At 47.9% G+C, this 25,952-nt stretch carries 27 protein-coding genes and 1 riboswitch; of the genes, 12 read left to right on the forward strand and 15 right to left on the reverse strand.

All coding sequences use genetic code 11. The annotated features are described in order from the left end of the window. Positions 1 to 15: 15 nt before the first annotated feature. The 6 genes from H615_RS0120420 (at position 16) to H615_RS0120445 (ending at position 4,819) form a co-directional block, all read left to right on the forward strand. Positions 16 to 1,053: a ribonucleotide-diphosphate reductase subunit beta gene (locus H615_RS0120420; RefSeq protein ID WP_027956850.1), complete on the forward strand. Its 1,038-nt coding sequence runs from the start codon at positions 16 to 18 to the stop codon at positions 1,051 to 1,053. A gap of 186 nt (positions 1,054 to 1,239) precedes the next feature. Next, positions 1,240 to 1,581 carry a P-II family nitrogen regulator gene (locus H615_RS0120425; protein WP_027956851.1) on the forward strand — a complete coding sequence of 114 codons (342 nt, stop codon included), beginning with the start codon at positions 1,240 to 1,242 and terminating at the stop codon, positions 1,579 to 1,581. Positions 1,582 to 1,605: 24 nt separating this feature from the next. Then, entirely contained in the window at positions 1,606 to 3,003 is a 1,398-nt protein-coding gene (locus tag H615_RS21725; protein WP_035532866.1) for an ammonium transporter, read from the forward strand. Positions 3,004 to 3,194: 191 nt separating this feature from the next. Continuing rightward, positions 3,195 to 3,290, forward strand: coding sequence for a putative holin-like toxin (locus H615_RS22215; RefSeq protein WP_156896547.1), 96 nt, complete (start codon positions 3,195 to 3,197; stop codon positions 3,288 to 3,290). A 340-nt stretch (positions 3,291 to 3,630) separates the two neighbouring features. Further along, complete coding sequence (locus H615_RS0120440; RefSeq protein ID WP_027956852.1) at positions 3,631 to 4,197, forward strand: sigma-70 family RNA polymerase sigma factor; 567 nt, start codon at positions 3,631 to 3,633, stop codon at positions 4,195 to 4,197. Continuing rightward, positions 4,190 to 4,819: a hypothetical protein gene (locus H615_RS0120445; RefSeq protein WP_027956853.1), complete on the forward strand. Its 630-nt coding sequence runs from the start codon at positions 4,190 to 4,192 to the stop codon at positions 4,817 to 4,819. The genes H615_RS0120440 and H615_RS0120445 overlap by 8 nt, the downstream gene beginning before the upstream one ends. A 168-nt stretch (positions 4,820 to 4,987) precedes the next feature. Here H615_RS0120445 and H615_RS0120450 read toward each other — a convergent pair whose 3' ends face one another. Beyond that, positions 4,988 to 5,632, reverse strand: coding sequence for a uracil-DNA glycosylase (locus tag H615_RS0120450; protein WP_027956854.1), 645 nt, complete (start codon positions 5,630 to 5,632; stop codon positions 4,988 to 4,990). Positions 5,633 to 5,765: 133 nt separating this feature from the next. Between H615_RS0120450 and H615_RS0120455 the strand changes: the two genes are divergently transcribed. Continuing rightward, on the forward strand, positions 5,766 to 5,987 hold the full coding sequence (locus tag H615_RS0120455; RefSeq protein WP_027956855.1) for a hypothetical protein: 222 nt from the start codon (positions 5,766 to 5,768) through the stop codon (positions 5,985 to 5,987). Positions 5,988 to 6,005: 18 nt separating this feature from the next. After that, entirely contained in the window at positions 6,006 to 7,010 is a 1,005-nt protein-coding gene (locus H615_RS0120460) for a DUF3231 family protein (protein WP_027956856.1), read from the forward strand. Positions 7,011 to 7,042: 32 nt separating this feature from the next. Here the strand turns inward: H615_RS0120460 and H615_RS0120465 are convergent, their stop codons facing one another. From H615_RS0120465 to H615_RS0120475, 3 genes are all read right to left on the reverse strand, one after another. Next, on the reverse strand, positions 7,043 to 8,029 hold the full coding sequence (locus H615_RS0120465; protein ID WP_027956857.1) for a sodium:calcium antiporter: 987 nt from the start codon (positions 8,027 to 8,029) through the stop codon (positions 7,043 to 7,045). A 101-nt stretch (positions 8,030 to 8,130) separates the two neighbouring features. Beyond that, a complete protein-coding gene (locus H615_RS0120470) occupies positions 8,131 to 9,645 on the reverse strand; it encodes a phytoene desaturase family protein (RefSeq protein ID WP_035532869.1) in 1,515 nt (504 codons plus the stop codon). Between the two features lie 12 nt (positions 9,646 to 9,657). After that, positions 9,658 to 10,212, reverse strand: a complete 555-nt coding sequence (locus H615_RS0120475) for a methyltransferase family protein (RefSeq protein ID WP_027956859.1) — start codon at positions 10,210 to 10,212, stop codon at positions 9,658 to 9,660. 128 nt (positions 10,213 to 10,340) lie between these two features. Here H615_RS0120475 and H615_RS22480 point away from each other — a divergent pair, with 128 nt between their 5' ends. Next, positions 10,341 to 10,499, forward strand: coding sequence for a hypothetical protein (locus tag H615_RS22480; protein WP_156896548.1), 159 nt, complete (start codon positions 10,341 to 10,343; stop codon positions 10,497 to 10,499). Here the strand turns inward: H615_RS22480 and H615_RS0120485 are convergent. The 9 genes from H615_RS0120485 to H615_RS0120525 all read right to left on the reverse strand — a co-directional run bounded on the left by H615_RS0120485 (position 10,496) and on the right by H615_RS0120525 (position 20,787). Next, positions 10,496 to 10,723 carry a hypothetical protein gene (locus tag H615_RS0120485; protein WP_027956860.1) on the reverse strand — a complete coding sequence of 76 codons (228 nt, stop codon included), beginning with the start codon at positions 10,721 to 10,723 and terminating at the stop codon, positions 10,496 to 10,498. The genes H615_RS22480 and H615_RS0120485 overlap by 4 nt on opposite strands. Before the next feature lie 192 nt (positions 10,724 to 10,915). Continuing rightward, complete coding sequence (locus H615_RS0120490; protein WP_027956861.1) at positions 10,916 to 12,157, reverse strand: dicarboxylate/amino acid:cation symporter; 1,242 nt, start codon at positions 12,155 to 12,157, stop codon at positions 10,916 to 10,918. 444 nt (positions 12,158 to 12,601) lie between these two features. Further along, positions 12,602 to 14,290, reverse strand: a complete 1,689-nt coding sequence (gene acsA / locus H615_RS0120495; protein ID WP_027956862.1) for an acetate--CoA ligase — start codon at positions 14,288 to 14,290, stop codon at positions 12,602 to 12,604. Positions 14,291 to 14,302: 12 nt separating this feature from the next. Beyond that, positions 14,303 to 15,016 carry an ABC transporter ATP-binding protein gene (locus H615_RS0120500; RefSeq protein ID WP_027956863.1) on the reverse strand — a complete coding sequence of 238 codons (714 nt, stop codon included), beginning with the start codon at positions 15,014 to 15,016 and terminating at the stop codon, positions 14,303 to 14,305. A gap of 18 nt (positions 15,017 to 15,034) precedes the next feature. Then, positions 15,035 to 15,871, reverse strand: coding sequence for an ABC transporter permease (locus H615_RS0120505; protein WP_027956864.1), 837 nt, complete (start codon positions 15,869 to 15,871; stop codon positions 15,035 to 15,037). 12 nt (positions 15,872 to 15,883) lie between these two features. Next, on the reverse strand, positions 15,884 to 16,867 hold the full coding sequence (locus H615_RS0120510) for an aliphatic sulfonate ABC transporter substrate-binding protein (RefSeq protein WP_035532873.1): 984 nt from the start codon (positions 16,865 to 16,867) through the stop codon (positions 15,884 to 15,886). Positions 16,868 to 16,887: 20 nt separating this feature from the next. Beyond that, complete coding sequence (locus H615_RS0120515) at positions 16,888 to 18,666, reverse strand: PLP-dependent aspartate aminotransferase family protein (RefSeq protein WP_027956866.1); 1,779 nt, start codon at positions 18,664 to 18,666, stop codon at positions 16,888 to 16,890. A 132-nt stretch (positions 18,667 to 18,798) separates the two neighbouring features. Further along, a riboswitch (SAM riboswitch) is annotated at positions 18,799 to 18,907 on the reverse strand. A 76-nt stretch (positions 18,908 to 18,983) separates the two neighbouring features. Then, complete coding sequence (locus tag H615_RS0120520; protein ID WP_027956867.1) at positions 18,984 to 20,129, reverse strand: trans-sulfuration enzyme family protein; 1,146 nt, start codon at positions 20,127 to 20,129, stop codon at positions 18,984 to 18,986. Positions 20,130 to 20,187: 58 nt separating this feature from the next. Next, positions 20,188 to 20,787, reverse strand: coding sequence for an NUDIX hydrolase (locus tag H615_RS0120525; protein ID WP_027956868.1), 600 nt, complete (start codon positions 20,785 to 20,787; stop codon positions 20,188 to 20,190). Positions 20,788 to 20,897: 110 nt separating this feature from the next. Here H615_RS0120525 and H615_RS0120530 point away from each other — a divergent pair, with 110 nt between their 5' ends. Then, the gene (locus H615_RS0120530; RefSeq protein ID WP_027956869.1) at positions 20,898 to 21,086 is read left to right on the forward strand and encodes a hypothetical protein; all 189 of its coding nucleotides are present in this window, start codon (positions 20,898 to 20,900) and stop codon (positions 21,084 to 21,086) included. 101 nt (positions 21,087 to 21,187) lie between these two features. Then, positions 21,188 to 22,627, forward strand: coding sequence for a hypothetical protein (locus tag H615_RS0120535; protein WP_027956870.1), 1,440 nt, complete (start codon positions 21,188 to 21,190; stop codon positions 22,625 to 22,627). 705 nt (positions 22,628 to 23,332) lie between these two features. Here H615_RS0120535 and H615_RS0120540 read toward each other — a convergent pair. Further along, a complete protein-coding gene (locus H615_RS0120540) occupies positions 23,333 to 24,097 on the reverse strand; it encodes an alpha/beta fold hydrolase (protein WP_027956871.1) in 765 nt (254 codons plus the stop codon). Positions 24,098 to 24,267: 170 nt separating this feature from the next. Between H615_RS0120540 and H615_RS0120545 the strand changes: the two genes are divergently transcribed. Continuing rightward, positions 24,268 to 24,849 (forward strand): SCO family protein, encoded by a 582-nt coding sequence (locus H615_RS0120545; protein WP_027956872.1) that lies wholly within the window; start codon positions 24,268 to 24,270, stop codon positions 24,847 to 24,849. Between the two features lie 80 nt (positions 24,850 to 24,929). Here the strand turns inward: H615_RS0120545 and H615_RS0120550 are convergent, their stop codons facing one another. Further along, on the reverse strand, positions 24,930 to 25,832 hold the full coding sequence (locus H615_RS0120550) for a DUF1002 domain-containing protein (RefSeq protein ID WP_027956873.1): 903 nt from the start codon (positions 25,830 to 25,832) through the stop codon (positions 24,930 to 24,932). Positions 25,833 to 25,952 lie beyond the last annotated feature (120 nt).

The raw sequence follows: 25,952 nt of genomic DNA on the forward strand, positions 1-25,952 counted from the left end.
AGGAGGCCAAGACTTATGGAAACATTAAACAAACGAAAGTTAGTCGACCACGAAGCACCTAATGCGTCAACCGGAATCGTCAACGGACGCAGCTCCAATATATTGAACTGGGATGACACCCGCTATCCGTGGGCCTACCCGATGTATAAAACGATGCTCGCCAACTTCTGGATTCCGAGTGAAATCAACATGAGCAACGACCTCAAGCAGTGGCCGGAGCTGAGCGCTCAGGAGCAGGAATCGTTCAAGAAGATTATCGGCCTGCTCGCTTTTCTGGATTCGGTCCAGACTGATTACTCAGGAAAAATCGCGGATTATCTAACCGATTCCAGTTTGTCCGCTCTCATGCAGGTGCTGGCATTCCAGGAAGTTGTCCATAACCAGTCCTACTCTTATGTCCTGTCCTCCCTGGTAGACCAGCAGGAACAGGAAAAGATTTTTGAATACTGGAAGCACGATGATGTCCTGATGGAGCGCAATCAGTTCATTACCGACGGTTATCAGGATTTCATTGATGCCCCCTCCCTGGATTCCTTTTTGAAATCCATCGTCTATGACGTCGTCCTGGAAGGACTGTTTTTCTATGCCGGGTTCGCCTTTTTCTATAACCTTGCCCGTAACCAGAAAATGGTCTCCACCAGTACAATGATCAACTACATTAATCGTGATGAGCAGATTCACGTGAGCTTGTTTACACGGATATTCAATGAGACGTTGAATGAAAATCCTCAGCTTGATGCCGATGCTTACCGTGAATTCGCGAAAGAAACGTTCCAAACAGCGACAGAGCTTGAGATCAAATGGGGACGCCACCTTATCGGAGATCAGTTCCCGGGCATACCGATGGACGATCTTGAAGATTATATCCGCTATATCGCAAACAAACGGTGCCGGATGCTCGGCACGGATAAGCCCTACCCTGAACAGGATACAAATCCATTCAAGTGGATCCGTGCCTATCAGGACGTGGATGAAGGAAAGTCGGATTTCTTCGAACAAAAATCCAGACAATATACAAAAGTATCCGATACGAACGGATTTGATGACTTATAAGCCTATCGAAAAGCCTGCCGGGACCCTTGTGTTCCGGCAGGCTTTTTTCTCCACTCATGAACACGTCAACTTTCCTGACATATTTACAATAAAGGTGTTGATTTTTCAGAATATTTCACTTATAGTAAATAACAACTACTACGCATGTCATATTTCCTGACATGAATATGAGGAGGAAATGAGCCTATGAAAAAGGTCGAAGCCATCATCCGTCCCGAAGCATTCCAGGAGCTCCGGCAGCAGCTGGACACCCTCGGAGTCAAGGGGCTTACCGTTTCAGAAGTAGCTGGCTGCGGTCAACAGAAAGGTCAGGAAGGAATCTTCCGCGGGAACCGCTTTGAAATCAAGCTGTACCCGAAGGTCAAGGTTGAAATGGTCATTGAGAACCACGAGCTCGGCTCTGTCGTAGATGTCATCCTGGAAGCCTGCGCTACTGATGAAGTCGGGGATGGGAAAATATTCGTATCCACCATCGATGAAGTCTTCCGGATCCGGACAGGGGAAACAGGCAAACAGGCACTTATTTAATTTATAGGAGAGGACGATTCATTTATGAAGAAAGTTATTCCTTTATCACTGCTGGCGCTTTTCAGCTTTCCTGTCGCCGCCAGTGCTCAGACGACCGTAACCGCTGAATCTGTGCTTCAATCCGTTGATATGGCCTGGGTAATGATTGCCGCCTTTTTAGTATTCTTTATGCACGCAGGCTTCGCAATGGTCGAATCCGGATTCACCCGCTCGAAGAACGCCTTGAATATCCTCATGAAAAATTTCATGACGATGTCGATCGCCGCTGTTCTCTATTTCATTGTTGGTTACGGCATCATGTTCGGATCGTCCGGAGGCGGCCTCATCGGTCTAGACGGCTTCCTATTATCCGGACAGGAAGATCAAATCGGATTCTTCGTCTTCCAGGCTGTCTTTGCCGCTACCTGTGCAACAATCATTTCAGGTGCTGTAGCGGAACGTATTAAACTGGGATCCTACCTTTTACTTACGATTGTGATGACTGGTTTCATATATCCTGTTGTCGGCCACTGGGTATGGGGTGGAGGCTGGCTCGCTGAACTTGGGTTCGTAGACTTTGCCGGGTCCACCGTCGTCCACCTCACGGGTGCCCTGGGTGCCGTCACGGCCGTTCTATTCCTCGGACCCCGTATCGGAAAGTACAGTGGAAAAACCGTGAATGTCATTCCTGGACATAACATTCCTCTCGGCGCTCTCGGTGTTTTCATTCTATGGTTCGGCTGGTTCGGGTTCAACGGCGGAAGCACACTGGCTGCCGATCCATCCCTCGTCCCTTCTGTCATTGCAACTACACTGCTGTCCGCTTCTGCCGGTGTACTCGGGTCAGGTTTTTACTCGTATGCGAAGTTCAAACGTATCGACGCCTCCTTAACATTAAACGGCGCCCTTGCCGGCCTTGTCGGGATCACAGCCGGTACAGCAAACGTATCCCTGGCCGGCGCCATTGTTATCGGATTGATTGCCGGTGTCATTCTTGTGGAGGCCGTACAGTTCCTTGACCGCGTCGTACGTATCGATGACCCTGTAGGCGCCATCGCAGTGCACGGCATCTGTGGAATCTGGGGTACATTGGCTGTCGGATTGTTCGCTGTCGAAGGTGGTTTACTATACGGAGGCGGAGCGTCCCTGCTTGGCATTCAGGCCGTCGGCATACTTGCTGTCATTGCCTGGACAATGGTAACGACTGCAGCTACAGTGTCTGTCATTAAAGCAACTGTCGGCATCCGCGTTTCACGTCAGGAAGAAATTTCAGGCCTGGACTTCGCCGAACATGGTTCTCAGGCGTATGAAAGCTCCAGAGGAATCTTCAACGAAAACCTTGATTACGGTTCTAAAGATTTCGGAGTCGGATTGCTGCACCGTTTAAATGACCTGCAGTCTGAACAGGTCCCCGAAAAACCAAAGGAAAAAACCGCACAATAAGTAAAAAAGCAATACCCTGCCCCTGCCAAAAGGGATAGATTCACTCCACCGTGAATCTATCCCTTTTTAGTTCCTTTCGTCTATTTTACGAACACACGTTCTTATTTTTCGAAAATTATGGTATCCTTGTAGATAGATACCGTTCCCTACCATAAACAGAACTTTGTACTAGAAAGGGTGTGAGGCCTGATATGAGCACATATGAAGCCCTCATGATCATGTTTGCGTTCGGAACATTCATCATTACACTCCTTGCGCTCATCATAAAAATGAACAATAAAAAATAGACCTTCACGAACGTGAAGGTCTATCCTGTCTTCCTGTGCGAACGGTATCGCGGCGGCAGCTGCATCTGCCGCCGATTCTCTTATATTATAGCATAAATAGGAGAGAACATAAGAAAAAAGTTTACCGCTCACACGCCGTTTTTCCTCCATCAGCTTCTTTATTTCTACACGCTCTGCCCTATCATTCCTTATCATCCGCCAGGTTTCACGTGGAACAGCTTTCATGATCCCGAAAAGCAGACAAGGATAATCTGATCATTACGACGAATATAAAAGGAAAAGACAACGGATGAAAACTTTTTTCCGGGGAGTGTCGTCTAAACAGATGAGGTGGGACAAATTGATACGCAGACAGCGGCCGCAGCCTACTTATGAACCCGATGAACTGGATGAACAACGGATTGAAGAATGGATACACCAATACGGCCATGACCTCAAGTGGCTCGCTTATTCTTATGTGAAAGATTATGCAGCAGCCGAGGACATTACCCAGGAAACCTTCATCAAAGCCTACCAAAGCTACCACTCCTTCAAACAAGAATCTTCTATTAAAACATGGCTGTACAAAATTAACGTCAACTTATGTAAAGACCACTTGAAAAGCTCCTATATGAAGCGTGTCGTTAAAAAAGGAACCGAACTGTTCAGATCGATTCCTTCTCCAAGAGAAAACCCGGAGGAATTGGTGCTGCGCCAGGATGAAGACGAAGCACTTCTTGCCCACGTATTAGCTTTAGAGGATAAATACCGGGAAATCATCATCTTCTACTACTTCGAAGATTTTGATATCAAAAGCATGGCAGACGTCTTGAATACCAGCCCGAACACGGTTAAGACAAGGTTGAGACGGGCCCGCCAGCTGCTTCAGGAACGGATGACAACGGAAGGGAGTTCACAGAGTGAATGATTTGACGGACAGAAAATTAAAGAAAATGAACCACCGCGTCAAGTACGACCATGTTCCATTTGATGAACGCTATATGAAGAAAAACGTGATTCACACGATGAATCACGGAAAGACCCGGCACAAGTCCAGCTTCTTGATGAAAAAAAAGCTGTGGGTCCCGGCTTTCGTTACAGCAGCCGCTTTTACAGTCACGTGGAATACAAACGGCCCCTCTACAGAAGAAGCTGGTTCAATGGCCTACCAATCCATCCCAAGCCATGTGAAAGTACCCGCTCCTGCAGCAGGTGCCGATATTGCTCATACCTCTTCAACGATGGTTCGTGAAACGTATATCATTTATGAGGATGAGGAATTTCATCAGACTAACACTCTTGTTTCCAAAGAACAGCTCGGTGAAGTCGTCGGCGTTATCGGCCACCAGTCTCCCGGCGAAGAAGCCGAACCTTTGACCCAAGTGAACAACTTCCAGCCTGAAGCGAATATTTATACAATCAAAGGAGAAAACCAAACAGACAAAGTGGCCGTCCAAAGCTGGCGCAACACAGGAATCGGATCGCCTACTGTCAGCACACAAGGGTATTTCGTATTTGAAAAACTTCCTTCAAGCAGTTCCGACAGCTGAATAAATGAATAACACAGAATTGAAGACCTCTCCCGGAACAGGTGGCTTCGTTATACGGCGGTCAGGGTGCCCCCCGAAGGGCCTGCAAGATCCTTCCCACATACGAAGAACACAGCCACCTTTTAAATAGAACCCCCACCCTGACCTGAATCTTCCACAAAAGGACAGTCATTCTTTCCGGCGGCTGTTCTTTTCTATTTCGCTCTTCAGATGATCCAAAGACTCCCAAATGGTATCTTTAATCCTCGGATTATAAAAAACCGCAGCGGGATGATACAACGGGATGATTGTATATGTTTTTTCGGTCAGCTCATAGCCAGTACCCCTTTTTTTCTGAACAGGAACCTGAAAGGATTGCCCAATCACGTCTGTCATCTTATCTTTTTTCCCGGTCAACCGTTGATAAGCGACACCTCCGAGAGCAATAATAATTTTCGGATCCATTTCGGCAATCTGGTAGTCCAGCAGGTGGGCGTGGGCATCGATTTCTTTTTGATTGGGCTTCCGGTTCGCCTTCCGCCTCCCTCCACTCCCTTTTTTATTTGTATCCACCCACTTATAAGGACGACTCCTTACAACGCTTGTAATATAAACCTCATTCCTTGATAGGCCTGCATAATCCAGGTGCTTGTTCAGCTCGTCTCCGGCACGGCCGATGAACGGCCGGCCTTTAACCGCTTCATTCTCCCCCGGCGCCTCTCCGACAATCATAATGTCCGCTTTCTCATCCCCGGACCCAAGAACAAATCCTTCCACATCGTAGGGTTCCATATTCTTTTCCGCCTCATTAACCAGCTCTTCGGGCCATTTCACAGCCATCTCCCCCTTACTTTTTTATTTATGTTCCACCAGGACCCGGCTGTTACACGCGGACCTCTGGATTTCCCTCTTCTGTCGTATAATCCGGCAGTAGGATGACACGCTATAAGAAAAGGAGGCGGTATTTGTGACAGAGCAGGATATGGCTGACATTTTCAGCGATAACGGGTATAGCAGCGTCTACCATCGATTTAAAACACCCCTGTATGTAACAGGACTGCTGGATGACATGGAACCAGAGCTCTTGGAAGATTTTTTCGAGCACATGGAGCTCTCTCCTGAGTTGTTCTTTGATGAATTCCGCTTTTGGATTCAGTATTATGCAGCCTCTCAGAATAATCATTCATAAACCAGGAAGGTGTTTCATGTGAGCCAGGATGGACGTATTGTTTCATTAACTTCAGGCGAAGTCGGGGTGCTGTGGTCCGGATATCTAGGAGAAACACTGATCAACTGCGTGATGGACAGCTTCCTCCAAAACGTCAAAGACAGAGATGCCCATAGACTTCTGGAACTTAATGCCTCTTTAGTTAAGAAGCGGATCAAGCACTATCGACAGGTTTTCGATCAGGAAGGCATGAAAACGCCGGAGGGATTCGATGAGCAGGATGTGTTCCTCGATGCTCCACGCATGTTTTCGGATAAGTTTTATATTTTCTATCTAAAAGAAATGAGCCGTTCATCGATTCTGAATTATTCCAACGCGATGTTCGCCTCTCACCGCCGTGATATTCGGATGTTTTTCCTTAAAAGTCTACAGGAGTATGCCGACATTTTTAATGCAGCCATCGAAGCTCTCCTTGAGAAGGGGATCGTTATCCGCACACCCGCCATTCCTATACCTACCGACGTCAAAATGGTGGAGGACCGGTCGTTTCTGGGACACATAAAAGGGTCACAGCGGGCCATTTCTGCTTTGGAAATCAAAGAGTTGTATATCAATCTTGATACAAATATGCTTGGGAAGTCATTGATGATCGCCTTCAGTCAATCCGCTGATTCTGATGAATTGCGTAAGTATATGGTGAAGGGACGAAAAACTGCCCATAAGCATATCCATTACTTCATCGATCAATTGATGGAGGAAGACCTGCCCGCTCCCCAGCTGTGGGACCCTGAAGTGACGGAATCTGATGTTCCTTTGTTTTCTGACAAACTGATGTTTTACCACGCAGGACTTGCTGCATCGAACGGAATGGCCAACTACGGAACGGCCCTGGCTCAAACAGCACGCAAAGATCTGTCTCTCGCCACCGCCCGGCTTCTGTTGGAAAGCGCCCGCTTCTCCGCAGAAGGCTTTCATATCGGAATTAAAAAAGGTTGGATGGAGCAGCCTCCACTTGCGCCGGACCGCCCACGCCTGTCTGAATAACAAAAAGCAGGAGGAACCTTCCCCCTGCTTGATTATTTGATCTGAAAAACGAGATACGTCGTCACAAAATAACTGATGATGATTAAAACGGAAGGAAGCAGGTAGCTCCAAGGCTGCACCTTTCTCCTGGTTATGCTGTAAATAATCAGCAGGATAAACAAAATCGAAGCCGCTCCTGTAAAAAGGTTCGCAGGAGAGGACTGCTGAAGCAGATTTCCTTTGATGTAAATCAAATCGGTAATCGCGAGGATCATTAAATTGAAGGCGTTACTGCCCAGCAGCGAACTGATGCCGAGGTTGAAATTCCTTAACTTTAAAGCAGTCCCTACACTGACGGCATCAGGAAGCGAAGTGCTGATCGCTACTAGGAAGGCTCCGATAAACGAGGCCCCAATACCAGTAATTACAGATATCCGTTCGGCTGTAATCGTCAGGACACTCCCAATGACCATGATCAAAAAAGCATACATGATAAACCTGAACAACACCTGCTTGTACGTAAAGTCCTTATACCGCTCGTTCTGCTTCTTAACTTTCCTCCCCTGATAGGACGTCCGGTCATTGATGAATTTAGACCCGATGAAATACAGCACAATCACTGCGATGGAAGTATAACTGATATGGAAAATATGGGTCGGGAGCGTGAGACTCAATCCAGCTATGACGATGATCGTCATATAAATAACCAGCCAGCCGTACATCTTGCTTTCCGCCGTGGCATGGGTAAGGATTTGATACCTTCGATAAACGATATCAAAAATAGCCAGCCCCATAATATTAAATAAGTTACTTCCAATTAAATTACCAACAGCCAGATCAGGACTGTCAATAATGATTGCTGTAACACTTGATGTCAACTCCGGCAGGGATATGGCAATTCCGATGATTGCTCCCATAAATGCAGAGGACGCTTTCGTTTTTTCCTTTACCGCATCTCCATATATCGATAATCGGGAAGCTACAAAAAATGTGCTCACCCCTGATAATATAAAAAGCGTAAAAATGATCCAGCTGCTCATATAATCACTCCAGACTCAATTCTCGCAACTCCTACCCCATACCCCAGGGAATCTGCGTATAAACGAAAAGACCAGCGTTTTCCGCTGGTCTTTTCTGGATATCAGGATTGAGGAACTGGTTCGCTTTCATACTCTTTGATTAAATCAGCGGTCAGCTGGCCGGAAAGTGTCACCATAGGGACACCGCCTCCCGGGTGGGTTGACCCGCCAACAAAGTACAAGCCTTCAAACACCTGACTCTTGGAAGGAATTTTAAATCCACCATTGGATTTCTTATCCGCTGCAATACCGTATATGGAGCCCCCGTTCGGACCGTATAGAGCCTCCAGATCTTCCGGGGTAAAACGGTATTCAAACTCAATCGAATCACGCAGACCTTCAATTCCCATACGTTCCAGCTTATCCAGAACTACTTCCCTGTAGGCATCCCAGTCGACACGCTTCTGCTTTTTGCCCGTCATCGGCGGAACGTGTGTCAACACAAACAAGTTGTCCTTGCCTTCCGGCGCCTGGGTTTCGTCGGAACGAGCAGAAATGCCGATATAGATGGTTGGGTCGTCCGCAGGCTTTCCTTCTTCGAAAATCTGCTTGAACTCTTTTTCAGGATCTTCAGAGAACAGGAAGTTATGGTGCTTCAAGTGATCGAACTTGCGGTCTGTACCAAGAAGCAGAACTAGACCGGAAACCGTTGGATCGAATTTCTTCTCCAAGGATTTCGTTTCCTTCTTCACTTTCGATGTCTTCGGTGCCAGCTTTCTGTAAGCCGGGATCGCTTCGAGGTTGGAAACGACAATATCAGCTTCGTGCAGCGTGCCATCTTCCGTTTCTACACCTGTCACGCGGTCATTTTCGACGACAAGGCGCTGCACAGGTGTATTCAGATGAACATCGACGCGGAGTTCATCCATCAACCGGCCCATCCCCTCTGCAATCTTATACATGCCGCCTTTGACATAGTGAATACCAAGACCCAGCTGCACGTAAACGAGCTGATTCAATATGGCAGGGGCTGAATATGGGTTGGAGCCCACATACATGACGAAATAGTTGAACAGCTGCTCTAAATAAGGATTGTTGAATTGTTTATGCGTGGACTTCGCAACCGTACTCAACGGATCCATCTGCATCAATTCGTTCAGCTTGTGATGTTTCTTCAAGTCTTTCAAGTCCTGGATGCTGTACTTATAAAAGCTCTTCATGCACAATTCATACATATCCTGGCTGTAGGAAAGAAAATCCGTCAGCTTCCGGTTCGGGCGGTTCGTCACTTTGGACATTTCCTCCAACATGTTCGGAAGGTCACTCGTTACATCCACCTGTGTACCGTCTTCGAAGAAGGTGCGCCACTGCGGCTCCACCCGCTCCACTGTAATATAGTCTTCCAGACGTCGGTGAACACTGGCGAAGAGCTGCTCCAGCACCCACGGCATCGTCAATATGGATGGGCCTGTATCAAACGTAAAGCCTTTTCCTTCGCGGCGGTTCAATTTTCCGCCTATATTGCTGTTCTTTTCAATGACCTTTACATCATATCCATCTGCGGACAACCGGATCGCAGCGGACATCCCGCCCAGTCCTGCACCTACAACAATCGCTGTTTTCTTATTCAAACCCATCCACCTCCAAATTTAATAAACAAAAGGAATGAAGCGGTACCTTTTTCCACACCATTCCCTGTACATCTCGCCGTGTTCTTTCGTTAACATCGCTTCTTCGAGCCGGATTCTATGTAGTAAAGCGACCGTTATCAGTATGCCAAATAGAACAGCGGGATAGACATTGCCGGTTCCGAGACAGAAGCCGACAACAATGAAAAACAACCCTGTATACAAAGGATGACGCAGCAGCCGATAAGGTCCTGAACTCACAAGTCTGTCCCCTTTCCGTACCGCCACATTCCTTGTAAACTGCTCCTTCAAATGGAGAATCCCCCAATACCGGAGAGCCGTCCCAGAAGCATACAGGATCAGTCCAGTCCACCATACCCAGCGGGCAGTGGTGATTCCCACCGCACCTTCCCTTAATCCAAGGGAAGAACCGACGGTCAGGACAACAATGATAAAGATCAGCGGAAAGGAGCGGCGCTCCTGGTCACCACCGTCAGATCTGTCGTTTCGGAAAATAAAAAACTCCGCAAGCCAGAAGATGGTCACCAGTATAAAAATCAGTTCAAAGACAGACAAGGCAGCCCCTCCTTTCCACATGCATAGCTGCTACTAATCTCCTTTTTCCCCTGTTCTTTCATCCGTAAACAGGTCTTGCCCATCCCACAGAAGGGCTTTAGTATATAAAGAAAGAAAGGAGCATCAAGATGGAAGCATTTTATTGGATCTTCATCCTCTCCGCTGTAACCGCTACTTTTTTCGTGATTTTCAAAAAGTTATCAAGAGGAACCTACTGGACAATCGCAATTCTCGCTCTCCTCTATCTGATCGTCCTTTCCTACAGCCTGCTTACCGGCACTCGTTAAGCCCGGTCTTCTCTGCGCTGTTTATTGATAGCCTCCCTGATGTGATAGAGCTCTGCATACATAGCCGTTACATAAACCAGCAGAATACTCAAAAACATGGAAAGGATAAAGGCTGTTCCACCGAGATCGAACCCGAGCACAGCGGAAAAGCCGACAACTGCCCCGATAATCACCCCGATGGCGGTTAAGTAGATAATTTTTTGGAACGTTACAGAATAAAACATGGGAACACTCACCTCTTCCTACTTTTATATCTATCTTCTACTATACCCCTGCAGGACTTTCCTTACACGTCGAGACGCGGATGATCCCCGGCGCTCCCTCCCCCCTTTCGAAGCAGAATGAAGCCCGGCACAGCAGACTTTTAGAAAATAAAAAAAGTGCAACCAAAAGGTTGCACTTTTTCAGTGTTCCGTTTATGCTTGCATACGTTGTGTTTCTTCATCCAATCCACCGTGCTTTTTCTCGGATTCAGCGACAACAACTGCACACGCAGCATCTCCAGTAATGTTAAGAGCTGTTCTTGTCATATCTAGAAGACGGTCGATACCAATAATCAACGCAATACCTTCGACCGGCAGGGACACCTGATTCAGTACCATGGCAAGCATGATCAGACCGACACCCGGGACCCCGGCCGTACCGATACTCGCAAGTACGGCAGTCAACACGACCATAATTAATGAAGTGAAAGATAAATCAGATCCATAAACCTGGGCGATGAAAATCGTCGCTACACCCTGCATGATTGCTGTCCCGTCCATGTTGATGGTCGCCCCGAGAGGCTGAACGAAACTACTTACAGGTTTAGGGACATTTAAGTTTTCCTGCGCCGTTTTCATAGAGATCGGCAGCGTGGAACTTGAACTGGATGTACTGAATCCAACCGTCATAGCAGGGAAAAACCCTTTGAAGAACGTAATCGGATTCATCTTACCCAGGAAGGATACAGCAGAACCATACGTTACGATCGCATGGATAAACAGTCCCAGAAGGACGACAAACATATACATACCCATCGCACGCATACCGTCAATACCCATCGTTCCGATAGCGGAAGCAAGAAGACCAAAGGCACCATACGGCGCAAAACGCATAATCAGATTAACAAGGAACATCATAATTTCGTTCCCCTGCTCCACCAGTTTGTAGATCCCTTCTGTTTTCTTGCCGAGCATAGCAAGAGCAAAACCGATAAAGATCGCAAAGGCAATGATTTGCAGCATGTTTCCATCCGTCATAGACTGGATCGGGTTGGTCGGAATAATGTTCGTAAAGGTTTCTACAACACCAGGAGCCTCCTGAGCTTCATACTCCGCATTAGCCGTACTGATATCAATATTGCCCGGCTGGAAGAGGTAGGCAAGCCCGATCGCAATGGAAATGGCAATCGTTGTTGTAGCTAGAAAGAAGCCGATGGTTTTCCCGCCGATTCTTCCCAGTTTCTTCGGATCACCCAGGGAAGCCGTTCCCAAAGTGATGGAGAAGAATACAATCGGGACGACGAGCATCTTAATAAGATTTAAAAAGACGGTCCCCAATGGACTGAAAATATAGGCATCCAAAGTTGTAAATAGATCGGGTGCAGCTAAATGAAGACCCAGACCTACCGCAGCACCAAGGATTAAACCAATAAAAATCTTGGTTGTTAACTTCATGACGTAACCTCCTGAAAACAAATATGATAGCGCTTTCTTATTATTTCCTTTGAGCGTAGTTTCTTAAAAAAAGTAAAAAAAACATTCTTGAACCATTAAAAAAAGACGTACGCAGTGGGGCGTTTGTACCTCTTTGGGTATGAGTGTGTAGGCGTAGTTTCGGACATTAACTTTTGGCTGCAACCAAGTGGATGGATCGTGCTTTATAGATTATAGCACAGAATGACTAAATTTTGAATAGAATTTGCTGGCAGTTTTTTATGCATCAGCATACTAGAGAGATTGCCTGCGATTCACCCGCCGGAAGAACCGCTATAGGACAGTCTTTACAGGATTATGAGAAATTTTAGAATATATTACAATTTTATAAAAATATAAAAGTCGTTGTATATTATATACAATCCATGCATAAAAAAACAGCCGCCTCTCAAGCGGCCGTTCTTATTAAAGAACCCCTTCACTTTCCCACTTCTTAAGTTCTCTCCGCAGAACCTTACCACTAATCTGTGTTTTAGGAAGCTCTTCTATAAATGCTATTTCCCTTGGGGCAGCGTGTGCCGCGAGCCCGCTCTTCACGAAGCTCCGGATTTCTTGCGCTAACTCCTCCACCCTTTCATACCCTTCATTTAAAACGATATAGGCCTTGACGATTTCTCCGCGTACATCATCCGGTTTTCCGATGACTCCGGACTCTTTTACAGCAGGATGCTCCATCAGCTTGCTTTCAATTTCAAAAGGCCCGATCCTCTCTCCGGAAGAGTTGATCATATCATCACTCCGTCCTTGAAAGAAAATATAGCCGTCTTCATCCATATACGCAAGGTCACCAGCGAGATACCAGTCTCCTCCGAACGGGAAATACGTCTGATACTTTTCTGGATTTTTCCAAACTTCCTTCATCATGGACGGCCAGGATGCCTGTATGGCAAGATGGCCTGTTTTTTTGGAGGGAAGCTCCTTTCCGTCATCATCCAGCACCGCTGCCTTTATTCCCGGTATCGGCCGGCCCATGGATCCAGGTTTGATGGTTCTCGTCGGCAGATTGGCTACAAGCTGGGCGCCTGTTTCCGTCATCCACCAAGTATCGTGGATTCTCAGGCTCCACGTTTCGTAAGCCCAGTGAATAACTTCCGGGTTCAAGGGCTCTCCGACACTCAGCACATGCCGTAGTTTTGATAAGTCATAGTCTTTATGCAGACGTTCCGGCTGAGATTTCAGCATACGGAAAGCGGTCGGTGCGCTGTACCAGACGGTTACACCCGCGCGTTCCAGCACCCCATACCAGGCCTCAGCAGAAAAACGCCCACCGTGAATGACTGTGGTCACCCCGTTCAACAGAGGAGCAAACACGCCATATACCGTACCTGTCACCCAGCCAGGATGGGCGGTACACCAATAAATATCCGATTCATGGAGATCCAGTACCCAGCGTCCTGTCTGGTACTGCTGTATCATATTACGGTGGGCGTGGATGATGCCTTTCGGCTTCCCGGTAGAGCCGCTTGTGTAATGAATGTTTAAACCGTCTTCCAGATCGACCCATACCGTTTCAAGCTCTGGATTTTCCTTCTCCGCTTCTTTTGTAATGGAAATGTAGTCCCCGCCCTGCTTGTCGGTAACAAAAATATTTTTCAGGCTTGGAATGTCCTCCCGAATAACACGATCCAGAAAAGAGTGGTCGGTTATTAAATATTCCCCTTCACAATCGTTGATTCTATCCTTTACGGCTTCTTCCATAAAGGCTTCAAACAAAGGTCCGACGACAGCTCCCAGCTTGATGGCAGCCAGCATGGCGATATGGCAGGAAGGGTGCTTGGGGAGGAATACAAAAACAAAATCCCCCTTCTTCACACCATGCCTTTGAAGCACACGCGCCCAGCGGTTCACTTCACGCTGAAGCTCAGCATACGTATAGGTGATTTCTTCTTCATCCGACAAATAATGCAGCGCTGTTTTGTTCCCTTTTCCTTCCGCCACGTGCCGGTCGACACACTCATAGGCCATATTCACCTTCCCGGTTTTGTGCCAGGTAAAGTTGGAATGAATATCCTTCCAATCAAATGGAGCGCCCTCCCTCCATTCGCGTCCGACTTGGTAGTCTCCCTTCTCCGGGGGGATTGTCGCGTTTGTCATAGATGTACCTCCTTATCGTTTCGTAAAGTCCAGTTCCTTGAGGATCTGCTCTTTCAATTCACCTAGAACGGCATCGCCACGTTTTCTCGGCTTCGGTCTCTGGATGAACAGTTCCGACTCGATCTGACCCGGCTGCCCTCTCATGATGACAATGCGGTCACACAGATAAAGGGCTTCATCAATATCGTGAGTCACGAGGAGGGTTGTCGTATGGTGCTTCTCCCATATAGAAAGCAGAAGGTCCTGCAGCTGCATTTTCGTAAAAGCGTCCAGGGCACTGAAGGGTTCATCAAGGAGAAGGATGTCCGGCTGACTGAGCAGCGACCTTGCAATAGCGGCCCGCTGTGCCATTCCACCGGATAAGTCCTTTGGATAATGATGCTCAAACCCTTTTAATCCGACAGTTTCTATCAGTTCCAAGGCGGCCTCCTTTTTGGACGGCTTGGAAAAACCGAACGTGACGTTGTCAAGGACATCCAGCCACGGCATCAGACGCGGTTCTTGAAACATCATTCCGAAAGCATTCCCGCGGTTTTCAGATTTTGTCTGGATGCTCCCTTCGTACTCCGGATCCAGCCCGGAAAGAACACGTAGGAGCGTGCTTTTCCCACACCCGCTCGTGCCGAGCACTCCGACAACCTCTCCTCTTTTCACTTGTAAATCTATATTTTCAAATCCTGTCGCTCCCGATTGGAACGTTCGTGACACTTTTTTGACTGTCAGCACGTAGATCGTTCCTTTCTATTAGGCATTTTCTAAATTATCCTGCCACTTCAATGCTCTCGTCTGGATCCTCTTCAATACCTCATCTGTAATCTTGCCGAAAACGGCAAAGAGAAGGATGCTTCCTATAACAATGGCGGGGGCAGACGTATTCTGCCCGTACACCATCAAATAACCAAGTCCCTGGCTGGCACCAAGCAGCTCGGCCGCCACTACGAACATCCAGCCGAGGCTGAGTCCGCTCCTGAGACCAACGATGAAAGATGGAAGCGCGGCAGGAAGAATGACTTTCTTAATCTGCTGCAGGCTCGTAAAATGATAGATACGTCCGACTTCGATCAATTTCCGATCGACCCCTTGAATGCCCGACGTTAAATTTAAATACACAGGGAAAAACACCCCTACAGCGACAAGCGTAATTTTCGACGCTTCACCGATGCCGATCCACAGGACGAACAAAGGTACCCAGGCGAGCGATGGGATCGCTCTAAGGGCCTGGAGCATCGGATCAAGCAGCTGACGGGCGATCCGGCTGTACCCTGTAGCCGCTCCCAGTACAACAGCCGCGGCCAGACCAGCAAAAAATCCTGCAAAAACACGGTAAAGGGTGATGCTGATGTGCCCCCATAACTCTCCTTCCTGTGCCATGCCGCTCATTTCTTCAACGACGGCTGTTGGAGAAGGAAGCAGGTAAGGAGCCACCCATCCCGCCCGGGAAGCTGTTTCCCAGAGAATAAGAATGAGCACCGGGAGGACCAGTCCTAACAAAGCCCCTCCCCACTTCCTTTTAGGAGCCGGTTTTATTTTCGTTCGCTGCACAGCTGGTGATGAAACAGCAGCTTCTGTTCGACTGGACATCGTTGAACCTCCTTATTCAATCACTTCTTCTGCAAATTCCGGCCGGACAAGATCTTCCGTCAACTGATCGATATCCACATCCGGTTTGATCACTTCTTCTTCCTGAAGGACCGTGCCGGCTCCTTGAATCGTTTCTTTTAAAGCATCTCCCGGAACAGGATCCGATAGGTCGTTGCGATCAAGGCTTTTCTTCGCTACCTCAAGATCGAGGTTGGCTTCCTCGGCCAGAATTTCGGCGGCTTCATCCGGGTGTTCTACCGTCCACTCCCGCGCTTTTTCGTAGACTTTAATCACATCTTTAACGACGTCAGGATGGTCATCCGCAAACGCAGAACGAACGTTCAACGTTCCGTACGTATTGAATTCAGGCTTACGGTAAAACAACTCTGCCCCTGCTTCCAGTTCATTACGTGCCATGTGGGGGTCAAGCCCTGCCCATGCATCGACATTGCCGGAGTTCAAGGCAGAAGCCCCTTCGGGATGCTGCAGATTGACAAGCTCAATATCATCCACACTCAGTCCGTGGTCCTTCAAAGCACGGACAAGGAAAATATAAGGGTCGGTTCCAAGCGTGGCAGCAACTTTCTTCCCTTTCAAATCCTCTACAGAAGAAATACCAGAATCCGGATTCGTCACTAAAGCCGTCCATTCCGGCTTGGAATAGAGATAGACGGATTCTACAGGAGCATTATTCGCTTTAGCCATCAACGCAGCCGCTCCGGCTGTAGAACCAAAATCAACGCTGCTTGAATTCAAAAACTCAAGCGCCTTGTTGCTTCCCTGGCTGAGCACCCATTCCACTTCGATGCCCTGTTCTTCAAACGCTTCCTCAGCCCATCCCTTTTCTTTCAGGACCAGACTGGTTAGAGAGTAGTAGGCATAATCAAGGGTCACCTTATCCGGCTGTTCCTCCTGCCCCTCGGCATTACTTGAACATCCGGCAAGCCCGACGGCGGCAGCTGCACTGAGGACAGCTATGGCTTTTTTCCAATTCATCTTTTTACCCCTTCCCTTGTTTAAATTTCGCATGCGTACGTATCTATGCTTCCGCGCAGCCGCTGTGCTTCTTTGTAGGTACAACGGTTATGGACAACTTCCAGACCTGCTTCACTGGCGATTTCCGCTGCTTTTGGAGAAATGACACCTTCCTGGAGCCAGAATACACCGGGCTGAATGTCCGCTGCCTCCCGGGCAATCTCAATGGCGGCCTCAGGGCTGCGGAACACTTGGACGACGTCGATGCTGAATGGGATCGATCTCAAATCCGGGTAAGCTTTCTCGCCAAGCACCTCTTCCTCCCGAGGGTTCACCGGGACGATCTGATACCCGAGCCGCTGCATTTTTCTTGCGAGACGGTGACTCGGACGGGAAGGCTTTCCACTGAGGCCGACGACAGCCAGTCGTTTCGGGCGTGTTTCTCCTTCTTCGGTGATCTTCGCAGAGCTGAGTGCCCATTTGATGACACCTTCATCATTCTCAGTGATTGCCCGCTTTCCGGAATCATTGCCTGTTGCCTTGGCAATGGCCCGATCAAGGTCATTGATTAAATCCTTACTGGATTCGAGTCCGATGGAAAGACGAATCAGCTCTTCCGTCACCCCACTCGCCGCAAGCTCTTCGACGGAAAGCTGCTGGTGGGTCGTGGACGCCGGGTGGATGATCAGAGATTTCGCATCGCCGACATTGGCGACATGGGACCACAACGAGATGTTGTTGATCACCTGACTCCCAGCCTCTCTGCCTCCTTTGATTCCAAATACGACAATGGAACCGTAGCCGCCCTCTAAATATTGATTGGCCAGTTCATGGGCCGGATGGTTTCTCAAGCCTGGATAGGAAACCCATTCCACATCAGGGTGTTCCGCCAAGTATTCAGCTACTTCCCGGGCATTATCTGAATGACGTTCAACACGAAGGTGAAGAGTTTCAAGTCCCTGCAGCAGAAGGAAAGCGTTCTGCGGGCTGAGGCAGGAGCCAAAGTCACGAAGCAGCTGGACCCTGAGTTTTGTAATGTAGGCGAGCGTGCCGAAATCGGCTGTATAAACAATGCCGTTGTAGCTCGGATCCGGCTCTGTAAAAACAGGGAATTTCCCATTCCCCCAGTCAAACTGCCCGCCGTCTACGACTACACCTCCGATAGCTGTTCCATGCCCCCCAATCCATTTCGTAGCCGAGTGGACGACAATGTCAGCTCCGTGTTCAATCGGACGGCACGTGTAAGGTGTGGCAAACGTGTTATCGACGATCAATGGAATCTGATGCTCATGGGCAATGGCGGACACCTTCTCAAAATCAAGCACGTGAAGACTCGGATTACCGATGGTCTCAGCGAAGACGGCCTTCGTATTCTCATTGATGGCCTGTCTGAAATTTTCCGGATCGACCGGGTCAACAAAATGAACGTTAATGCCATATCGCGGTAAAGTGTTGGCGAATAAATTATAAGTTCCGCCGTATAAATTGGATGCTGCCACGACTTCATCCCCCGCACCAGCTACATTCAAAATGGCCAGGGCAATGGCGGACATGCCTGAAGCCGTCGCTACCGAGGCTACTCCGCCTTCCAGAAGAGCCATACGTTTTTCAAATACGTCCACCGTCGGATTACCGAGTCGGGAGTAAATATTCCCCGGTTCATCGAGGGCAAATAGACTCTGGGCGTGATCGGTATCATGAAACACATAAGATGTGGTCTGGTAAATCGGAACGGCCCGTGAACCTGTCGTAGGATCCGGTGACTGTCCTCCGTGCAGAGAAATGGTATCAATATCGTATCCTTCAAAAGAGTTGGTCATTGTATGTCCTCCTAAAGTTTATTATTCACATCATTTTAATCAGTTTTAAAATCAAGTAGTCCTTTCAGCATCTTTATTCATGCAAAAAGCCCTCTTCCATATAAGAAGAGGGCTGACCGTGCTGATATCCTCCTCTTATCTACCAGATCCATGATCTGTAGGACTTGGCACCTTTTCAAACCGATGTTTGAAGGTTGCCGGGCTTCACAGGGCCTATTCCCTCAGCCGCTCTTAATAAGAGTACTAGTTATTTAATTTTGATTATGATGAGAATTATAGCTGACCGTCCGCCTTAATGTCAATAACATTCTGAATTTTTATTTTATTGAAGTGTCGATGGTGCTTTTCAGCTGATGAATGATATCTTCACCGCTCTCAATTCCGATGGATAAGCGGATGACGTAATCGTTCACTCCGATTTTTTCGCGTTCTGATTCTGACAGAGCCCTGTGTGACGTACGGACAGGGTACGACACGGTCGTCTGGACACCAGCGAGTGTCGGCGCAATTTTGATCCATCCAAGAGATTTGAAAAAGGCTTCCACATCCACGCTCTCATTGAGCTCGATGGTAACAATCGCTCCATGGCCCCGTTCAGATACGTATTCAGGATAAAACACCTTTTTGACCCCATTATGCTCCCGAAGAGCCTCTGCGACACTCTTTGCATTCGCAGACTGCTGTTTCATCCGGAGGGCAAGTGTTTTGGCCCCTCTCTGGGTCAACCATGCTTCAAATGGACTTAAATTCGCACCGAGGGTCACGATTTTCTGGGATGCTTTGGAAATCAATGCTTCCGAACCGACCAGAACACCGCACGTGACATCACTATGACCACCTATGTATTTCGTAGCACTGTGCACAACAAGGTCCACTCCATACTCATAGGGCTGGACAAGATAGGGGGTGGCGAAAGTGTTATCCACCATCGTCTTTAAGCCGTGTTTTTGAGCGAGACTGCTTAGACCCTTCAAGTCTTCCACGCGTAGGAACGGGTTGGAAATCGATTCTGTATAAAGCAGATGTGTATGAGGCTGGATGAATTTCTCCACCTCGTCCAAATCGTTAAAGGATACCGTGGTGACGTCGATTCCGAAGGAGGGCAGTTCTTTAGTCAGGAGTTTGTGCGTACCTCCATACACATCTTCTGCAGCTACAATATGGCCTCCGGGTTCAACAGCCGCCAGAATTCCTGCAAGGATGGCTGACATTCCCGAGGAGGAAGCGACTCCAGATGGGGCACCTTCGAGCTCAGCAACCGTTCCCGCAAGTTCATCGGTATTTGGATTTTTTTCTCTTGTATATAAGTATGGACTTTCCCCTTCATAGTAACTTTCCAGATGGTCGAGGTCCTTGAACGTAAAGGCGGATGTCTGATAAATCGGTGTCGTCTTGCTGTTATGCACCTGTGACTGATCCTGTTTATGGTGGACAATTTTTGTTTCAAAGCTTGGATGTGTCATTCGTCGACTCCTTTCTGATCACTTAATCAAAAATTATATCGATGGAGAGGTGTTATTGTCAAAGTTTTTCGACATATTCAGACAAAGCCTTCAGCAAGTGACTTTGATAGGCAGGGGTATGAGGAACAAATGATTCCACCTTCATCCTTTCTTTTTCTCCGGTGCAAATCGAAACACCTGCAGCCACTTCCCTGTCTCCGGTCATCAAGGAGGACAACTGGTCCAGAGGGATGGCAAGTACGTCAGCCACTTCAACTCCGACCGGTAGATCCCCACCAGGCCAATGATAGAAAAACAACCGGCAGATTTCCCGGTCCACCTTGTCTTTCCCAATCAATTCCTCCCTTACATATCCGGCTGATGTTAAAGCAGAACGTTCCAGTGACAGCCCCAATTCTTCCTGGATTTCGCGCAGTCCTCCCTCGATCAATCCCTCTCCTGCTTCGAGGTGTCCGGCTGCCGTTATATCATACAATCCGGGATAATCTTCTTTATCAAAGGCTCTTTTCTGAAGCAGGACATGCCATTTTGAATCGATTTTCCTTACAAACCAGCAGTGAAACGTTTCGTGCCAGTCTCCATCTCTGTGAACGTCCCCTCGTGCCTTGACACCCTTTTTTTCTTCCTTTTCATTAAAAATATCCAGCAATTCCTCCATCTTTGAAGCTCCTCTCCCTATGTACGGATTTCCCTGTAATTACTATCTATGATATCCAGAAGTTTAATTTTACAGCAAGGAGGAAATCTTAAACAAAAGGAGGTGGGACGATGAGTGAAAATGAAAAGAAAACCCGGCGCGGGCGTGTCGAACAATCGAATGAGGCAGCAGAAGCCTTCAACCGTTCAGCAAAATTTAATCAGGCATTTTCCCATGAACCCCCGGAAGCTTTACAGGAAGACCACAACCATTCGGAAGGAGATTCCCTTCTCCACCATTATTCCGATGAAGAGAAATAACCTGCGTTGATCCGCGGGTTTTTTTTGATCTCTCAAAAATATAGAAAATTCTGTTAGTATGGAAGGGAGCGTGACACGTAGGAGGAAAGGATGAAACCATCATGCGGGAAAACACAAAAAAATGGATCATCATTGGTGCTGTGCTGATCCTCTTTGCCGGAGGGACATACCTCTATACTGGCTCCCAGGACTCCGTCAAATTGGTTCACAAAGAAGACAGCTCCTTACATAGGAAAGCAAAACCGGTCGATATGGAGAACGTTCCAGGCAGCTGGAACGAAGTCGAGTCCGAGGAGCTTCTGAATGAGTTCTTTGAGGGGCGCATCCCCGGCCTGGCCCTTGCACGGGAAGAAGGGCTGACCACAACAACTGAAACTTCGGCTTCGCTGCCGGGTCGTGACGGCAGAGCTCAGATTTACGAAGTATGGCATGGGGAACAATTCATCCACTTCTTGTACCGTATCGATTTATCTGCCCTCGTTTCTAAGACGAAGGAAACGGAGGGGATTGGGAATATGCCGTCGCTGCATTCCATCCATATGGAAGCAACAGAGGATAACGGTGCCCAGACATTGGACCTCAGGCAGGAAGGGGTCGGTAACCAGGAAGCTGTGATCTACGAAAACCGCCTGTATGGAGCAGTCTCCACCCCTCCGGTCAATGACCCTTGGGAACTCAATGATTTTGAGACGAAAGTTGAAGAGGTTAACCGGACTGTTCCGACATCCCTGACGTTTCAAATTGACGGGGAGACCTATGAAACAGAAGCCGCACCTGTTTCTTATGTATACAATGAGGACGCGAATATCTTGAAAACATTCACCACCACCGGGACCTACGAAAAAGATAGTCTTGTCATTGAACCCGAAGAAGTCCAGATCCGAGCATCCTATGGAAAAGTGAGAATGGCCATCGAAGATGAAGATGATGTGTTCAATCATACGATGAATTCCTATTTTAAGATGGACACAGGCGAGAAGATCCCGGTATTTCTCGGTTATGATCAGGAAAAGAACGCCGGCACTTATGAAGGGCGGTTTCAACCATTAGGAGAGATTCCTGAAGAGCTTACGCTTGTTGTAGAAGATATCCACCTTAAGGAAGATGCCTCTTATTCGTTTACTGTAGATATAGACCATATGGACTTGAACGCGTCTACTTCTACACGGATCAGCGAAAAAATCGGAGAAGCGCGCCAAACGGATATTTACCTGGACAGCGTGGAAACAACAAGTGACCAGCACATGAGCTTGGAATTGAGCTACAGCCCGCACGACTACCACCAAAACGAAAAGCTGGTCGGAGAATCCTTTCATCCCCTTCCTGCATCAGAAAATGGGCAGGAAGAACCTTCTTCTTTCGTTTCTGTTCTGGGAGATAACGGCCAGGAAGTCCAGGCCGATTATGCAGGCACAGATGGGATGGCCACAATATCTTTCCCAACCCACAACTTCCAGGAAGCCTCGACGCTCACTATTACCGTCAACCAGATGGTGTATGGAAAAGAAGTCGACACGACATTTGATTTAAAACCCCAATAAGAAAGCAGAGGCACAGCTTTACCTTCGGGTTTTTATATGTATCCAGGAACTCTGAACATTCTCTTTGCGCACAAACGTCCATAGGAGAACGTACTTTGTTCCCATGATTGAGATGATGAAAGAGGTCGCGTGGAGCGTTCGGTGGTGACGCCTGCGGAAACAACGCGAACTGAAGATCCACTTGGTCCAATGGTTTTCTTGACCAAGTCAGCTGAGGCCGTGCCCGCGCCAAGCACCCACCGATAAGCGGAACGTGACCACCTACACGCTATAGGAGTATGACCCCGGGATGAAAAAATATCTTTCAGCTTGTAGAGAAACCTTTTTCTAGTGACTCCAAAGGAGTGGTCATCAATACTTGGTCATGGATAGGATTTTTCTCACACAGGCGGCAGAAACGCAGCTTGTACTGTTCTTTTGAAACCGCGAAGGAGCTATGCTCAACGTTCTCTTTTATCATAGGATAAAGCTGTCTTTCCACAGGCATCGGCACGAGGAGCGTTCGGTAGTGACGCCTGCGGGAACAGCGCGAGCCGAAGATCCACTTGGTCAAATGGGTTTTTTTGACCAAGTTAGCTGAGGCCGTGCCCGCGGCAAGCACCCACCGATAAGCGGAACGTGACCACCTACACGCTACAGGAGCATGACCACGAGATGAAAAAATATCTTTCCAGCAAGCTGAAAGCAGAGGCACAGCCTCTGCTTTTATAATGCGTCTATGAATTGAGATGCGGCTTCATTGAAGCGGTCATAGTGAGTCGCAGGTGTCTGATGATAGGCGTCCTCGATGACGACCATCTTCGCCTGCGGACACGCCTGATAAAAATGACTGTGTTCACTGATCCAGAACTCTTTGCTTCCATAAACGAGAAGCAGCGGCTGGCGTAAGTTCTCCAGCCGGTGGCTGCAGTCATAATGAAGTGCCCGGTCATAAAAGGCATGCCATGCTTCATGATCCGACTTCGCCATATGTTCATTCAGCTCCCGCTTCAGTTTTTCATCCTTAAAATGAGAATGACTTAACAACTTAGCGAGGGTTTCAGGACTTTTCTCCACCCAGTACATCCCCCCGTGGAACTCAAAACGAAGCCCGCCGGTTTCAACTTTTGGAAATCCTCCTGCAAGAATGACTGCTCTGGCTCGCTCAGGGTAGGTTAAAGCCGTCTCCTGAGCCACCATTCCTCCACATGAATAACCGGCGATGACCGCAGATTCCAGCTGGAGATGATCCAGCAGACTGATCACCTCCCGGGCATACCAGGTAATGTCAGGGGAGTGTGTTACCACATCAGAATCTCCGTTCCCACTCAAATCCGGTAGAAGGATGCGGTACTTTGCTGCCAGCTCGTGCTGCATTTTAAACACCATCCGTCCCATTCCCGGCGGATGGATGAAAACGACCGGCTGCCCTTCCCCTGAATCCTCATAAAACAATGCTTTTCCGGAATGGCTGTCCGTATAATAAGGCATACCCTGTCACTCCCTGATCGAATATCATGGACCCTTAGGATTCCCTGGACTGAAAGGGTTATACAAGCAGGTATATTTGTCCAATTTAAGAACAGTCCCTCAGCCGATTGACACGTTGTTTAAGGCGGTCGTAAACTAGAAGAGACTTTATAACCTGGAAGGAGAAACCTATGAAGCGCTTGTTACTCTTAGGCGGATTGCTCAGCCTCGCCCTTATACTAGCGGCCTGTGGATCCAGCGAACTGGAAGATACATTGGACTGGGAGATCCAATCATTCGAAGGGACCACCCAGAATGGGGAATCTTTTTCCACTGATGAACTGGAAGGCGAAGTATGGCTTGCGGACTTCATTTTCACCAACTGCAACACAGTCTGCCCGCCTATGACAAGAAACATGGTGAAAGTGAAAGAAATGTTGAAAGAAGAAGGCATCGATGTACATAGTGTCTCATTCAGTGTAGACCCGACCGTCGACACACCAGATAAGCTGAAGGAGTTCGGAAGCAAATACGGCGTGGATGAATCCAACTGGACATTTTTGACGGAATATACCCAGGAAGAGATTCAAGACTTTGCACGGGAAAGCTTCAAAGCCTCTGTTTTAAAAACGGAGGGCAATGACCAGGTCACCCACGGCACATCCTTTTATTTAGTAGGAGAAGACGGGAAAGTCCTGAAAAAATATAAAGGGGACACCGACGTTCCTTTCGAACAGATTGTCGAAGATACGAAAACTGCCGTGGATTCATAAAACAAGAAGCCGTTCTCCTCATAGGGAGAGCGGCTTTTCTTTCGGCAGGCATCCACCGATATAAAAGCCGGAGAACCGGCTTAATTGAACAAGGAGCTTATGAAGTTCTTCAAAGACTGGAAGAAGCTTTGAACGGCACTGCGGAAGCTGCTCCAGAACCCATCATCATTAATGATATCCTGGATACTGCCCGTCAGATCATCCAGTTGGTTTTTCACTTGATCGAAATTGATATTCAAATTTCTCATTTGATCAAACAAATCCGTCAATCGCTGGCGGTCTTCTTCACTCAGTTCGATGTTCAGCGTCTGCAGCTGCTCCTGAACAATCTGCTCGACCTCTTCCTTCGTTGCTGGATCCTGCTCAGCAATGGCTTTCTTGATTTCCGTCAGCAGTTCGCTGACTTTATCCTGATCGATCCCCTCTTCTTCTGCAATATCTGTTGCAATATCCAGTTCATCGCTCGCGACTTTCATACGGCTCTCATCCAGTTTCACTCCTTTGGCATCATACGCTTTGTAGATCCCTGTAAGAGCGGAATGTCCACTAACTTTCACAGAGGAAGCCACCAGCACTTCAGCGTTTTCGACGCCGGCAGTGAGGAGAGCATTCGTATACATTTCTTTTGTCACCTGTGTTATGTTATCTTGTGTAACGATTTCAATGGACAATCCTTCTCCGTTGTCCTTATGAAGGATTTTCACAGAAGAATACATATTCGAATTTGGATTACCACCGATGTACTCATTCAGATCCTGTCCGTTGACCGAAAACTCGTCGACCTGTTCATGCTGGTCCACCTTGAGTAAGTCCGCCACCTCAGATTTCTGCGCTTCTGACAGGGCTTCACCGTAGACAACGATCGGCAGTCCCAGCTTTTCATTGATGCCCTGGTCACCTGTAGAGGCGTAACTTTCCAGAGGCACCGCCCAAACAGAAAAGAGAAGCAGAGCCATCATCCAGATACTTGTCAGTTTTTTCATAACGTCGACCCCTTAATCATGGTTGATTCCTTCTCATACAACGAGGCGGAATCACCTTACTAGTATACCCGCATTCTCAAACGGGTCTTTTACATAGACGTCCGAGAGGGAAAAAAGGTT

The sequence above is a fragment of the Halobacillus kuroshimensis DSM 18393 genome, from assembly GCF_000425705.1.
Taxonomy (GTDB): domain Bacteria; phylum Bacillota; class Bacilli; order Bacillales; family Halobacillaceae; genus Halobacillus; species Halobacillus kuroshimensis.